The sequence below is a fragment of the Marvinbryantia sp. genome, from assembly GCF_047017445.1.
In the GTDB taxonomy this organism is placed as follows: Bacteria; Bacillota; Clostridia; order Lachnospirales; family Lachnospiraceae; genus Marvinbryantia.
Genome location: NZ_JBKXTT010000010.1, coordinates 55,929 through 69,168, shown reverse-complemented (window position 1 = coordinate 69,168; position 13,240 = coordinate 55,929). Strand labels below are relative to the sequence as shown.

Sequence of the window (13,240 nt, the reverse complement as noted above, 5' to 3'; positions counted from 1 at the left end):
TGATGAAAAATCTTTTATTCCCGCGAGCAGCGAGCCAAGCGGATGTGCCCGCACATCCATTTGGCAGCTGCCGCGAGAGTCAAATCCACACTAAACCTTTTTATTTGAAGTATTCCACGCCGGATTCAAATATCTTAATATCCTGTTCGCCGTAGATGTTGATCGCTACGGAATCGCCGCGGCGCTCGGAGTGCGCCATCTTGCCGAGCACGCGGCCGTCCGGGCTGGTGATGCCCTCGATCGCCATGTGGGAGCCGTTGACATTCCACTCCTCGTTGTTTACGCCAAGCTCGCCGTCCGGGGATACGTACTGCGTCGCCACCTGTCCGTTTGCGAACAGCTTCTTCAGCCATTCGGCGTTTGCCACGAAGCGTCCTTCGCCGTGGGATGCCGGGTTGCAGTAGGTCGCGCCCGGCGTTGCAAGACGCAGCCACGGGGATTTATTGGATACCACCTTCGTGTAAACCATCCTGGAAATGTGGCGTCCGATGGTGTTGAAGGTCAGCGTCGGTGAATCAGCCGTCTGTCCGACGATCTCGCCGTGCGGCACCAGACCAAGCTTAATGAGTGCCTGGAAGCCGTTGCAGATGCCGAGTGCCAGACCGTCGCGCTCATTTAAGAGGCGCATAACCGCTTCCTTCATCTTTTCGTTCTGGAACGCCGTCGCAAAGAATTTTGCAGAGCCGTCCGGCTCGTCGCCCGCAGAAAATCCGCCCGGGAACATGATGATCTGCGCCTGGTTAATCGCATTCTCAAAAATATTTACCGAATCACGGATATCCTCCGCCGTCAGATTCTTGAATACCTTAACGTCTACGTCAGCACCTGCGCGCTCGAAAGCCTTTTTGCTGTCGTACTCGCAGTTCGTGCCCGGGAATACCGGGATAAACACGCGCGGCTTTGCTACCTTATGTTTGCAGACATAAATCTTGTCCGTCTTATAAACGCCGTTCTCAAAGGTCGCCTCGTCCTCCGGATTTAATTTGCCGGCAAGGAATACGGCTATCGGACCGTCTCCTGCCACGCGCGAAACAACCTCGCCTGCTTCCGCATTTTCCGCCAAAACAGCCTCTTCAGACGCTTCCGTCTCCTCCAGGAAGGCCGTACCGCCGTTCTCCCCGGAAACCGTCTTAAACACGCTCTCCAGCGGACGCTTCCATGCCTCCAGCGCCTCGTCGAGAGAGAGCGATACATTCTTATGCTCAAGATGCGCATCCGCAAGCACCTCGCCGATCAGCGTGTAGGTGATGGAAAGCTCTCCCACCTTATCGCCCGGAACCTCAGCCACAATGTTGCCGAATCCGGCGGTAAACAGATCGCGCTCGTCGACATTGTGCTCTACCTTCACGCCAAGCCCGTTACCGAACGCCATCTTTGCGAGCGCAAGCGCAAGCCCCTTGCCGTCCACGGTGTACGCGGACACGATTCTGCCTGCCTTCACATCCTCAAAGAATTTTCCATACTGGTCTTTAATCTGCTCATAGACCGGCAAATCATATTTATCTTTTTCAATCGTCAGCAGCACCAGCTTGTTGCCAGCCATCTTCAGCTCCGGCGTCACCATGGTCTTATCACTCGCCACGTCGACCGCAAAGGAAACCAGTGTCGGCGGAACGTCAATGTCATTGAAGGTACCGGACATGGAATCCTTGCCGCCGATGGACGGCAGACCAAAACCAAGCTGCGCGTCGTATGCGCCGAGGAGCGCTGCAAACGGCTGGCTCCAGCGCTTCGGATCCTCGGTCATGCGGCGGAAATATTCCTGGAAGGTAAGGCGGATCTTTCGGTAATCGCCGCCGCCCGCCACGATCTTCGCCACTGACTCCAGCACTGCATAGATCGCACCGTGATACGGGCTCCAGCTTGACAGATACGGATCAAAACCATATGCCATCATCGTGACGGTATCGGTCTTGCCCTCCAGAACCGGGAGCTTCGCCACCATCGCCTGCGTTTCAGTGAGCTGATATTTTCCGCCGTACGGCATCAGCACGCTGCCTGCGCCAATGGAACTGTCAAACATCTCCACAAGCCCCTTCTGGGAGCATCCGTTTAAGTCACTTAAGGTATCCAGCCATTTCGCCTTAACATCCGCCACCTCGTCTCTGCGGAAATATTTATCCTCCTTCGACGGGATCTCGACAAACACGCCGGTCTCCTGGTGTGCCCCGTTGGTGTCGAGGAACGCGCGGCTGATATTTACGATTTCTTTATCTCTCCAGATGAGCACCAGACGCGGGCTTTCGGTGACAACAGCCACCGCCACCGCCTCCAGGTTTTCCTCATTGGCATATTTCAAAAATTCTTCCACATCCTCCGGGTCCACAACAACCGCCATACGCTCCTGAGACTCGGAGATTGCGATCTCCGTGCCGTCCAGTCCGGCGTATTTCTTCGGGACCTTGTCAAGGTAGATCTGCAGACCGGCAGCAAGCTCACCGATTGCAACGGAAACGCCGCCTGCGCCAAAGTCGTTGCACTTCTTGATAAGGCGGCTCACCTCCGGGCGGCGGAACATACGCTGGATCTTACGCTCCGTCGGCGCATTACCCTTCTGCACCTCCGCGCCGCAGACCTCGATGGAAGCCTCGGTGTGTACCTTCGAGGAACCGGTAGCACCGCCGATGCCGTCACGTCCGGTGCGTCCGCCAAGCAGGATGATGATATCGCCAGGATCAGACGTCAGTCTCTTTACATCCTTTCTCGGAGCAGCACCCATGACCGCACCGATCTCCATGCGCTTCGCCACATAATTCGGATGATAGATCTCTTTTACATAACCGGTTGCAAGCCCGATCTGGTTTCCGTAGGAGGAATAGCCCTTCGCCGCGCCGCGCACAAGCTTCTTCTGCGGCAGCTTGCCCTTTAAGGTCTCCTTCACAGATACAGTCGGATCGGCAGCGCCGGTCACACGCATCGCCTGATATACATAGGTTCTGCCGGAGAGCGGATCGCGGATCGCACCGCCAAGGCAGGTTGCCGCGCCGCCGAACGGCTCGATCTCCGTCGGGTGGTTGTGCGTCTCATTCTTAAAGTTCACCAGCCACTCTTCCGTCTTTCCGTCGATCTCCACCGGCACCACGATGCTGCAGGCGTTGATCTCGTCCGATTCCTCCTGATCCTCCAGCATCCCCTCTTTTTTCAGCTTGCGCATCGCCATCAGCGCCAGATCCATCAGGCAGACAAATTTATCGTCGCGCCCTTTGAAAATCTCCGCGCGGTCCGCCAGGTATTTCTCATAGGTGCCGACGATCGGCTCCCGGTAATCGCCCTCACCGAACGCAACGTCCTTCAGCTCCGTGGAGAAGGTCGTGTGGCGGCAGTGATCTGACCAGTACGTATCCAGCACGCGGATCTCCGTCATGGACGGATCGCGCTTTTCCTCATCCGTAAAATAATGCTGGATGTGCTGGAAATCCTTAAACGTCATCGCCAGATTTAAGGAAGCGTACAGCTCCTTAAGCGGCGCCTCTGCAAGCTCACGGAAGCCTTCAAAAATCTTAATATCCGCCGGTTCGTCGAAAACCGTCACCAGCGTTTCCGGCTTTTCCATCCCCGTCTCGCGGGAATCCACCGGGTTGATGCAGTGGTTCTTCACCGCCGCAAATTCCTCCTCCGTCAGCGTTCCCTCAATGACATAGGTCGTCGCCGAACGGATTACCGGGTCTTCTTCCTCGTTTAAGAAGCGCACGCACTGCTCGGCAGAATCCGCACGCTGGTCAAACTGTCCCGGCAGGTACTCTACAGAGAAAACGCGGTCGCTCTCTCCCATCGGAAAGTTCTCATGATAAAGGGTGTCCACCGGCGGCTCTGAAAATACCGTCCTGCACGCCTTTTCGAATACTTCCTCTGATATATTTTCCACATCGTAGCGAATCAGTACGCGCACGCCGGTCATCCCGGTAATGCCGAGGTAGCTGCGTATTTCGTGTCTCAGTTCCTTGGCCTGCACAGCAAAAGCCGGTTTCTTTTCCACATAAACTCTCTTTACGTTACCCATACGTTTCCTCCGTCAAATATATTTTCTATTTCCGCACCGCCGGATCTTCATCCGCCGGAAGTGCCCGCTTTTTACCTCTGTATGCCGGACAGAAGCTCGTCCGCCCAGTCACTTAAGCTGTAAGCGTTTCCGTCAAACAGCTTTAAGATCACGCCATACTGCTCCTCGCCGTGGTCGAAGGCGTTGCCCTCATCCGTATCCACATGCATCGCGAGCACGAAATCCGGGTGCACGCGCACCACCACATTCGCATAGATCAGCGCCCGCTCGTAGCTCTGCGTGATCACAAACACTTCTTCGTTGTCCTTCACATGCATACGGTATGCGTCGCTCGGCGTCATATGTATGTGACGTTTTGCCACAATTACTCCTTTTTCCAGATCGAGACTGTCCTTCGGACCGATCAGGCGGCAGCCAGGCGTCCCTTCAATATCGCCCGACTGACGGATCACCTTCTCGATGCCAAGCTTGCGGGTGTCTGTAATCGCCAGCTCCACCTGCGTCTCCTTTCGGAAGGGTCCCAGAATCGCCACATGCTCCATCTGCCCGCGCGGTCCCTCGATCGTCAGCCGCTCCTCAGCCAGAAACTGCCCCGGCTGGCTCAGCTCCTTGACAAAGGTCAGCTCGCGTCCCTCGCCGAACAGCTTTTCAAAATCCGCCCGGCAAAGGTGGATATGCTTTGCCGAGATCTCTATCGGTATCTTCGACTTCATACCGCACACCTACTCCGCCAGGAATGCCGCATAGCAGCGCTTCGCCTCATAGACGTCTGCCTTGCTGACGATTTCCCACGGCGCATGCATATTCAGAACTGCAACGCCGCAGTCGATTACCTGCATTCCGTAAAGCGCCAGAATGTAGGCGATGGTTCCGCCGCCGCCGAAATCTACCTTTCCAAGCTCCGCCGTCTGGAACGCCACCTCATGCTTCTCCAGAGTTGCGCGAAGCTGCGCCATATATTCCGCGTTGGCGTCGTTGGAGCCGGATTTTCCTCTCGAGCCGGTATACTTGTTGAACACGATCCCGTGCGCAAAATATGCCGTATTTTTCTTCTCAAACGCCGAAGCAAACTCCGGATCGAACGCCGCGCTCACATCGGAGGAAAGCATCCGGGAATTTGCCAGCACCCGGCGCAGTTTGATGTCCGAGTAGTCTCCCATGCAGTTTAAAAGCTCCGCCACCGTATTTTCAAAGAACCGGGACTGCATACCGGTTGCGCCGACGCTGCCGATCTCTTCCTTATCTACCAGGATGCAGCACGCAGTGCGTTTCACCTTTTTCATATCCAGCATCGCCGCCAGAGAGGTGTATGCGCACACACGGTCGTCGTGTCCGTACGCGAGCACCATGCTGCGGTCAAGCCCGCATTCTCTCGCTTTTCCTGCCGGAACCACCTCCAGCTCCGCCGAGAGGAAATCATCCTCGTCGATATCGTACTGCTGTTTTAAGAGCTTTAATACATTCGCTTTTACCGCCGTCTCCTCCTGATCCGCCAGCGGAATATTTCCGATCAGCAGGTTTAACGCCTCGCCTTCGATGACCTTTGCCGCTTTCTTTTCCATCTGCTCGCCGGAGAGGTGGATCAGAAGATCGGTAATGCAGAATACCGGATCATCCTCCTTTTCGCCGATGCAGACGTCCACCACGCTGCCGTCCTTCTTTGCCACAATACCATGCAGGGCAAGCGGGATCGTCACCCACTGGTATTTCTTGATGCCGCCGTAGTAGTGCGTATCAAGGTATGCAAGCTCCGTGTCCTCGTACAACGGATTCTGCTTTAGATCCAGGCGCGGAGAATCCACATGCGCTCCCAGGATATTCATACCCTTTTCGATGTCCTTGCTTCCGATGTGGAACAGCGCGATCGTCTTTCCCATGCAGACAGCATACACCTTATCGCCCTCGGAGAGCGTCTCTTTTTTCCTGATGACCTCGCCAAGATCGCGGTAGCCTGCCTCCTTTGCCAGCTTCACCGCTTCCCTGATGCACTCCCGCTCCGTCTTGCCATGGTCGAGGAAATGACGGTACTCCTTGTTTAATTTTTCCAGCTCTGTGAGCTGTTTTTTGCTGTAGCTGCTCCAAACGTTTTTCTTGTCCATTTTCAGACTCCTTCTCTATTACTGATGTTTAATAAATCCAAGCTTGCTGAACGGATAAATGCGCACGAACGCTTTTCCGATAATACGGTCCTTCGTCACCGGACCGATCACACGGCTGTCGCTGCTGTGGTTGCGGTTGTCGCCCATCACCCAGTATTCATCCTCGCCAAGCTGGATCGGCTCGATCGCCATGCCGGGATCCTGGATCACTTCCTTGCCGTAGGATTCCTCCAGGATCTCCCCGTTAATGTAAATATTTCCTTCCTCATCAATGCGCACTTCCTCGCCCGGAAGACCGATGATGCGCTTGATCCAGCGTTCCTTTTTGCTGCCCTCGTACGGGTAGATCACCACGATGTCGAATCTCTCCGGTTCGCTGAAGCGATAGCTGATCTTATCACAGATCAGATTATCCTTATCCTCCAGCGTCGGCTCCATGGAACGCCCGTCGACCTCCACTCTCTGTCCGATAAACGTCACGATAAACAGCGCCGCCGCGATCGCGACCGCAAAACACCCAATCCAGCTTAAAATCTCTTTCTTCATTAGCCTCTCCTTTATCTGCTGCTTAATACTGCCGTGAGGATCACAGAGCTTAAATTCACCGCCATGTGGAAGGTGATGCACGCCCGCAGCGTCCCCCATTTTTCATACACTGCGATCAGAATGAGCGCCATAGGAAACGCAAACAGCATCTGAACCACATTTCCGTGATACACGGCAAAAATCGCTGCCGCCAGAATTACGGCGGACTGCGCAGTTTTAGTATAACCCTTCAAACGATTATATACAATACCCCGAAATAAAACTTCTTCCATAATCGGGACGATCATCCCGACGCCGACGAGCTGAACTGCCAGATTGCTTCCAAACAACGCCTCCTGCGTCTGGTTGGAAAAGGAGAAAAAAGAAAGGATCCAGTTCATCACCAGCGTCAGCAGCAAATTGCAGACGATACCGAGCACCGCAATTTTCACATAATCCAAAGCCGCCATTTCCGGCGTCCTGCGGCCATTCCCAGTCAGCTCTTTGTCTTTTTTGTACATCTGCCAAAACAACGGCAGTACAAGCACTGCCGCTATGCTAGTCAGAAAGGCTGCATCTGCATGCAGCCTCATCATACTTATGATATTGATCACCAGGTAATGGATCAGAACCGGTCCGATCACCCGTCCGACTTTGTCCGCCAGCTCCAAGAACATACTGTCTATCTCCCAAAGTATCTGTCAACTCCGTTTGCGATTCCCTGAACCATAACATCCTGGTTTGCCGCATCCGCCATGTACGCGTCGTCACCGGGATTCGTCATAAAGCCCATCTCCAGGATCGTCACCGGCATATCGCTCCAGTTGATCCCCGTCATATCGTCGGTAATCCAGATGCCGCGGTTATAAAGCCCGGTCGTCTCGCAGTAGGCGTTGATCAGATCGTCCGCCAGCTTCATGCAGCTCTCGTAGATATCCGACACATACGGATTGGACGCGGACGGCGCCGCTGTGAGCGCGCCCGATACGCTGCCGTCCTCCGAACCGTTGGCATGGATGCGCAGAAGAATATCCGCGCCCGCCTCGTTCGCCACCTGACAGCGTTCAATGTTGCTGATGTCGATGTCGTGTGTCTCGCGCGTCATGATCACGCGATAACCTCTTTTGATCAGCTCGTCTCGCAGCTTTAAAGAAACATCAAGATCCAGCTCATACTCATCCAGCCCGGATACACAGCCGCTGGTGCCGGTGGCAAGCCGCGCCTTCATGATATCAGACCCGGGACCGTTCGGCTCCACGCCGGACATATCCTGCCCCGGTCCCTGGTGTCCCGGATCGATCGCAACCAGCGGTCCGTCCCCGGTTCCCTGAATACCGTCCTGCGCCTCTGCAGCTGACTCGCTCTCCTGCTCCCCGGAAGCCGGTTCGCTGTCCTGCGTCTCTTCACCGCTTTCCTTTTCCGTCCCGGAAGCTCCCGCTTCCTTGTCGGCATCTATGATTTTTTCTGCTTCACTGTCCTTCTGCCGGTTGGCAAGCTGCTCCTCCTCCGTCAGCATCGCCTGCGCAGAGGAGCTATAGCTGCCTGCAAGCGCCAGCATCAGAACCAGCGCCAGCCCCCTTAAATATTTTTTCATTCCTGCCTCTCCCGCCGTTGTCTTAGAGTACACCCGGAATCTCCGCAGATGTCACCACGCAGTCGCCATTCTGATAGCGGAAATAGAATTTTGCTTCTTTCTTTGTTCCCGCATTGCCTGCGCTCTCTGTCTCAGTCTCAGATTCGCTCTCAGACTGTGCTTCGGTCTCCTCCTCAGTTTCCTCTTCGGTTTCCGCCTCCGCCTGCTCGTAGCTGCAGGTATAGGAAAGCGTCATTTCGATTCCAATATAGCTCTCCTCATCTCTTCCCGGATAGTAGATGTCTCCAAACGTCGGCTCAAAGCCCTCAAACGTGATATTATCCGCCTGCAGCTCGTCACCGCGGAAAAGATTACTGGATATTGCCTTAAACAGATTATCCTTATTCGGAACATCGGCGAAATCTTCCCCAAGGTCTGAGGACGCTTTTCCCTGCATCACTGCAGTGTACAGCTCATTGATCATGCTCTTTCCAAGCTCTTCCATCTGTATCTTCGCGTTTTCGCTGACCTCCAGACGGTCACGGATATCAAGCAGACCATTGCTCGTCTCCAGAGTACCCTCAAAGGATTCAAACGGAAGCCCGTTGATCTGAAGCTTCGCCGTCGGTTCCACGCCGGTAAGCTGATAGCGGACCGCACCCGGTGAGAGCGTGTCATCCTCCTTCACGCTGGATGCATCCGGACTTGCGCCGTCGATCAGCACCTGCACGCCTGCCGGAACGATCAGCTCCATATCGACCGCATTTGCGCCGGCCGCCTGCACCGCCCACTGATCAAACAGACCGTATTTCTTTTCCTGCTGCTGTGTCAGACTGAGCCGCTGACTGGTTTCCTTGCCGTCCACCGTGTAGGTGAAGGTGTAATCCTGCACAAACTGATTATCTGCGTTTAAGGAGCGGTCGCCTGCCTCCACGGTAAAGCTCTCGACTCCGGTTGCTTTTTTCACATATTCCTCGGCAACTCTCTGCGGATCGCTGTCCCGAAGCCCCTCATAGGCAAAGGTGCCGCCCACCGAAACAAGAATTACCACAACGATCCAGATTCCCAGGCGTGTGTTGCGCTGTTTTCTCTGCCGCCATTTATACTGTTGATTGTTATCCGTCATCACATATTCCTCCCTAGCTCTTTGCATCTTCCAGTTTCTGAACGACAGCAAGGTTCGCCCACTCGTAATCGTTCAAAAAGCTGTCCAAATTCGCATCAAAGTAGGACGGGTCGTAAGTCGGCTCATACCATGTCTTCTGTGAAAAATAATCCTTATATGTCTGCTTTGTGAAGATGCGTCCGTGCCGCGCAAAAATCTCGTTTCGTATGATCGCAAGCTCGCTTGCGCTGTACCCTGCCAGTTCATCTTCAGAGACATAACGGCTGCTCAGATCGTATGTATAGCTGTCGTCCCATGCTCCCGATGAACCGCCGCTGCTGCCGCCTGATGAACCGCCGCCTGACGGCTTGTCCCAGGACAGATAATTGCCTGCAACATAACCGGTCTGCCCGTCGTAGCTTACCTGTATCCAGCCGTTGTCCGTTGAGCCGGTAACCGTGACAGAAGATCCTGCACTCAAACCGCCGATGCGGTCATTGCTCGTGCCTGCACCGGTGCGGACATTCACGTCGCCGGTCGCATACATGGTGCCGCTCATGGAAGTAACGTTCCAGGTAATGACTGCCGGCGTATTGCCGGTGTTCGAAGAACCGCCGTTGCTTCCCGCCGAATTGCTGTCAGTGCCGCTGCTGCCGTTTGAGGAGCTGCTGTCCGTGCCCTCCGTCTGGCTGACAGTACCGCCCGAACTGCCGGTGCTTCCATTGCTGCCGGTGCTTCCGTTGCTGCCGGTACTTCCATTGCCGCCCGTGCTTCCATTTTGCAGATAATTTCCGCTGACATAGCCGGTCTGCCCGTTATAGGTCACCTCTATCCAGTTGCCCTCGCTGTTTCCGGTTACGGTAACGCCCTCTCCCACCTGGAGCGTGCCGAGGATATCCCCCTCCACGCCTGCGCTGCTTCTGACATTCACGCCGCCGGTGGCATACATCATGCTTGAATTCTCCCCGGAGGTTCCCGCAGCAGACGTGTCCGCCGCATTCCCCGTCCCGGAAATGTTCTGATTATCTGCATTCGTCTTTGTATCCGACGCCGTTTTCGACGACACCGTAAATGAATCCTTTGTTTTTGAAAACTGCTCGACAGTGATCGGCTGCTCGGTTTCCTTCGTCTGCGCACCAAGCCCCGGCTCTGTCTCTCCTTCAACCTGCTGGCTCTGATCCACCAGGGACAGCCCGGTATTTGTCAGAAAAATACTGCCGCCCGCTGCCAGCACTGTTGCCCCGCAGATTCCTAAAATTGTTGATATTTTCCTCTTATCAGACATTTTCCTCACCTCTTATGTTGATAATAACACACCCACCTGTAAATGTCCAACCTTTTTGCGGCGGTTCATGTTTCCTTAAGATTCACAAGAAAATCTACCGAAAATCCTTTCCCCACGCAAAGGCCCGAAGCCATCCGCGCGCTTTCCTTCACAGCGGTGTCTGTTATTTCACCTACATCCTCTCCGGCGCTTCAAAGCCAAGCACTCCGATGCACGCCTCCAGAACCCTTCTTGTCAGACAGAGAAGCGAGATCCAGGACGCCTTCTGCGCCGCATTCTCCTCGCTTAAAATCTTCGTTTCATGGTAGAAACGATTGAACGCATTCGCAAGGTCATAAATATAGGAACAGATCTTGTGCGGCGCCGTCTCCTCGAAAGCATTCTCCATTACGCCGTTGAAGCGGCTCAGCTCCAGCATCAGCGCTTTTTCACTGTCATTTGCCGCAGCAAGTATGCTCCCTTCTGCCGCGCTGCCGCCCGCTGCCTGGTATTTATTCAGGATCGACTTAATACGCACGATCGTATAGAGAATATACGGTCCGGTATTTCCCTCAAAGGAAGTAAACCGGTTTATATCAAACACATAGTCCTTGGACGCCTGGTTTGACAGATCGCCGTACTTGATCGCTGAAAGTCCGACGATTTTCGCCGTCTCGCGCGCCTCCTGCGGGTCGATCTCATGGTTATCCATGATCTTGTGGTACATCTCCTCCTCGATATCCGCGATCAGATGCTCCAGACGCATCACGCCGCCGTCCCTTGTCTTAAACGGCTTGCCGTCCTTTCCGTTCATTGTGCCGAAGCCAAGGAAGGAAAGCTTTGTATCCTCCTTCACAAGCCCGGTTTTCCGCGCGGTACGGAATACCTGGATAAAGTGCATCTCCTGCCGCTTGTCCGCCAGATAACAGATTTCATCCGGCTGGTAAAGCTTCATGCGCTCTACGATGGTCGCCAGGTCGGTGGTCGCATACAGCGACGCTCCGTCCGATTTCAGAATAATACACGGCGGAATTTCCTTGACATCCGTTTCTTCCTTTATATCCACCACCAGCGCCCCCTGGTCTTCGTGCGCAAAGCCCTCGTCCTTCATGCGCTGTACCATGTCCGGGATGTACGGCTGCGCGTCCGATTCCCCCTTCCAGAGGTCAAATTCCACATTCAGACGGCTGTAATTTTTCTTCAGATCGGCAATGGACACGCGCATAATGTGCTGCCAGAGCGCGCGGTAGCCCCGATTTCCCTGCTGGAGCTGCTTTGTCGCCTCCAGCGCCTCCTCGCGGTACGCTTCGTCCTCCTTCGATCTTTTGCTCGCCGCCGGATAAATTTCCTCAAGATCACCGATCGTAAACGGCGCCTCCTGCGGATATTCCCCGGTATAGCCTTCCTTAAAATACGCAAGCTCCGGCTGACGATACCGCAGCTCGGTGATGATCAGCCCCATCTGCAGTCCCCAGTCGCCCAGGTGCACGTCGCCGATCACCTCATGTCCCATAAAGCGCCCCATGCGCTTGACGCTTTCCCCGATGATCGCGGAGCGCAGATGCCCTACATGGAGCGGCTTTGCCACATTCGCTCCGCCGTAGTCGATGATGATCTTTTTCGGCTCCTTTGCCTTCTCCACAGACAGATTTTCGTCCGCCTGCATGTCGCTTAAAAAGCCTGCCAGATAATCTCCCGCCAGCTTCAGATTGATAAAGCCGGGATTTACCGCCTCCGCTTTTTCAAACATCGCGCTGTCCTGCAAAGCAGCAACTACATCCTTTGCGATCATGATGGGAGCCTTTTTGTACTTCTTTGCCGCCGCCATCGCGCCGTTGCACTGGAACTCGCAGAGATCCGGTCGGTTGGAAACCGTCACCTTTGCATAGGACGCCTCCACCCCTGCCTTCTCAAATGCCGGCACCAGTTCCTCTTCAATTAATGTAAGTATTTTCTTCATCTTCGCCAAACTCCTGTCTGTTAATCAAATGTCTACAGACGATTATACTGATAAAATCAATGTTTTTCAATCCTTTTTTATTCTCTCCATGCAGCAACAGGCGACAGATTCCTCGCCCATTCCCTGTACGCTTCATTTTCCTTCCTCGGTTTCCGCATCATCTGCGGGCTTGCGGTGTTCTTCCCAAAACTTTTTTATTTTTTTGCAAAAAAAGAAGCAGCGCACCTGTTTCTTAGATTCGCTGCTTACCTTTAATTCCATTATTCAGTTTTCTTTGCACAATCTTACCAACGCAGAAATCAATAGCTCCTCCATACTCTTAATATCGTTCCAGAAATTCCGCCATCGTGACAATCTCCGGGATTTCCACATCCAGAACCAGAAAATCCTTATCTCCCGTCACAAATACGTCAATGCCTTCCATGATTGCCGTTGCCAGTATCGGGGAATCCTTTGTGTCCCGCATCTCCGGGAATCCGTTCAAATCCAACGCTTTCGGTGTATAAACCATTTCAAAAGGCAGTTCCAGAAAGAAACGGTCAAGAAACTTCCTCTTTGCCGGGAACTTCCGGTCTGTCACAAGCCGCAGCTCCTCAACCACGTAGTCGCATACCACAATCTGATGGCTGTCCGTCAACCGCCTTGCAAGCTCCCTTGTCTGTTCCGACGGAAAGAAGATCATTGAGATAAAAATGTTGGTATCGAGCATTACCC

10 protein-coding genes are annotated in these 13,240 nt (G+C 54.1%); all 10 read right to left on the bottom strand.

Annotated features, from left to right (window positions below):
• Window positions 1–100: 100 nt before the first annotated feature.
• Window positions 101–4,000 carry a phosphoribosylformylglycinamidine synthase gene (locus ACLU9Q_RS12660; RefSeq protein ID WP_302592224.1) on the bottom strand — a complete coding sequence of 1,300 codons (3,900 nt, stop codon included), beginning with the start codon at window positions 3,998–4,000 and terminating at the stop codon, window positions 101–103.
• Window positions 4,001–4,071: 71 nt separating this feature from the next.
• Window positions 4,072–4,713, bottom strand: a complete 642-nt coding sequence (pduL, locus tag ACLU9Q_RS12655; RefSeq protein ID WP_296832034.1) for a phosphate propanoyltransferase — start codon at window positions 4,711–4,713, stop codon at window positions 4,072–4,074.
• Window positions 4,714–4,722: 9 nt separating this feature from the next.
• A complete protein-coding gene (locus ACLU9Q_RS12650) occupies window positions 4,723–6,099 on the bottom strand; it encodes an aminopeptidase (RefSeq protein ID WP_298514435.1) in 1,377 nt (458 codons plus the stop codon).
• Between the two features lie 18 nt (window positions 6,100–6,117).
• Window positions 6,118–6,645, bottom strand: a complete 528-nt coding sequence (gene lepB, locus ACLU9Q_RS12645) for a signal peptidase I (protein WP_296832031.1) — start codon at window positions 6,643–6,645, stop codon at window positions 6,118–6,120.
• Between the two features lie 11 nt (window positions 6,646–6,656).
• A complete protein-coding gene (locus ACLU9Q_RS12640; protein ID WP_296832029.1) occupies window positions 6,657–7,301 on the bottom strand; it encodes a CPBP family intramembrane glutamic endopeptidase in 645 nt (214 codons plus the stop codon).
• Window positions 7,302–7,306: 5 nt separating this feature from the next.
• Window positions 7,307–8,218: an N-acetylmuramoyl-L-alanine amidase gene (locus tag ACLU9Q_RS12635; protein WP_296906897.1), complete on the bottom strand. Its 912-nt coding sequence runs from the start codon at window positions 8,216–8,218 to the stop codon at window positions 7,307–7,309.
• Between the two features lie 22 nt (window positions 8,219–8,240).
• Complete coding sequence (locus ACLU9Q_RS12630; protein ID WP_412625373.1) at window positions 8,241–9,323, bottom strand: hypothetical protein; 1,083 nt, start codon at window positions 9,321–9,323, stop codon at window positions 8,241–8,243.
• Between the two features lie 13 nt (window positions 9,324–9,336).
• The gene (locus ACLU9Q_RS12625) at window positions 9,337–10,587 is read right to left on the bottom strand and encodes an SH3 domain-containing protein (RefSeq protein WP_412625372.1); all 1,251 of its coding nucleotides are present in this window, start codon (window positions 10,585–10,587) and stop codon (window positions 9,337–9,339) included.
• Between the two features lie 172 nt (window positions 10,588–10,759).
• Window positions 10,760–12,526: an arginine--tRNA ligase gene (gene argS, locus ACLU9Q_RS12620; protein ID WP_412625371.1), complete on the bottom strand. Its 1,767-nt coding sequence runs from the start codon at window positions 12,524–12,526 to the stop codon at window positions 10,760–10,762.
• A gap of 319 nt (window positions 12,527–12,845) precedes the next feature.
• The gene (locus ACLU9Q_RS12615; protein WP_296832052.1) at window positions 12,846–13,235 is read right to left on the bottom strand and encodes a putative toxin-antitoxin system toxin component, PIN family; all 390 of its coding nucleotides are present in this window, start codon (window positions 13,233–13,235) and stop codon (window positions 12,846–12,848) included.
• Between the last annotated feature and the right edge of the window lie 5 nt (window positions 13,236–13,240).

Excerpts from the sequence above, each read along its gene's own strand:
- ACLU9Q_RS12625 (WP_412625372.1), bottom strand. The coding sequence starts at position 10,587 with ATGTCTGATAAGAGGAAAATATCAACAATTTTAGGAATCTGCGGGGCA.
- ACLU9Q_RS12660 (WP_302592224.1), bottom strand. The coding sequence starts at position 4,000 with ATGGGTAACGTAAAGAGAGTTTATGTGGAAAAGAAACCGGCTTTTGCT.
- pduL (WP_296832034.1), bottom strand. The coding sequence starts at position 4,713 with ATGAAGTCGAAGATACCGATAGAGATCTCGGCAAAGCATATCCACCTT.
- argS (WP_412625371.1), bottom strand. The coding sequence starts at position 12,526 with ATGAAGAAAATACTTACATTAATTGAAGAGGAACTGGTGCCGGCATTT.
- ACLU9Q_RS12615 (WP_296832052.1), bottom strand. The coding sequence starts at position 13,235 with ATGCTCGATACCAACATTTTTATCTCAATGATCTTCTTTCCGTCGGAA.
- ACLU9Q_RS12630 (WP_412625373.1), bottom strand. The coding sequence starts at position 9,323 with ATGACGGATAACAATCAACAGTATAAATGGCGGCAGAGAAAACAGCGC.
- lepB (WP_296832031.1), bottom strand. The coding sequence starts at position 6,645 with ATGAAGAAAGAGATTTTAAGCTGGATTGGGTGTTTTGCGGTCGCGATC.
- ACLU9Q_RS12635 (WP_296906897.1), bottom strand. The coding sequence starts at position 8,218 with ATGAAAAAATATTTAAGGGGGCTGGCGCTGGTTCTGATGCTGGCGCTT.
- ACLU9Q_RS12640 (WP_296832029.1), bottom strand. The coding sequence starts at position 7,301 with ATGTTCTTGGAGCTGGCGGACAAAGTCGGACGGGTGATCGGACCGGTT.
- ACLU9Q_RS12650 (WP_298514435.1), bottom strand. The coding sequence starts at position 6,099 with ATGGACAAGAAAAACGTTTGGAGCAGCTACAGCAAAAAACAGCTCACA.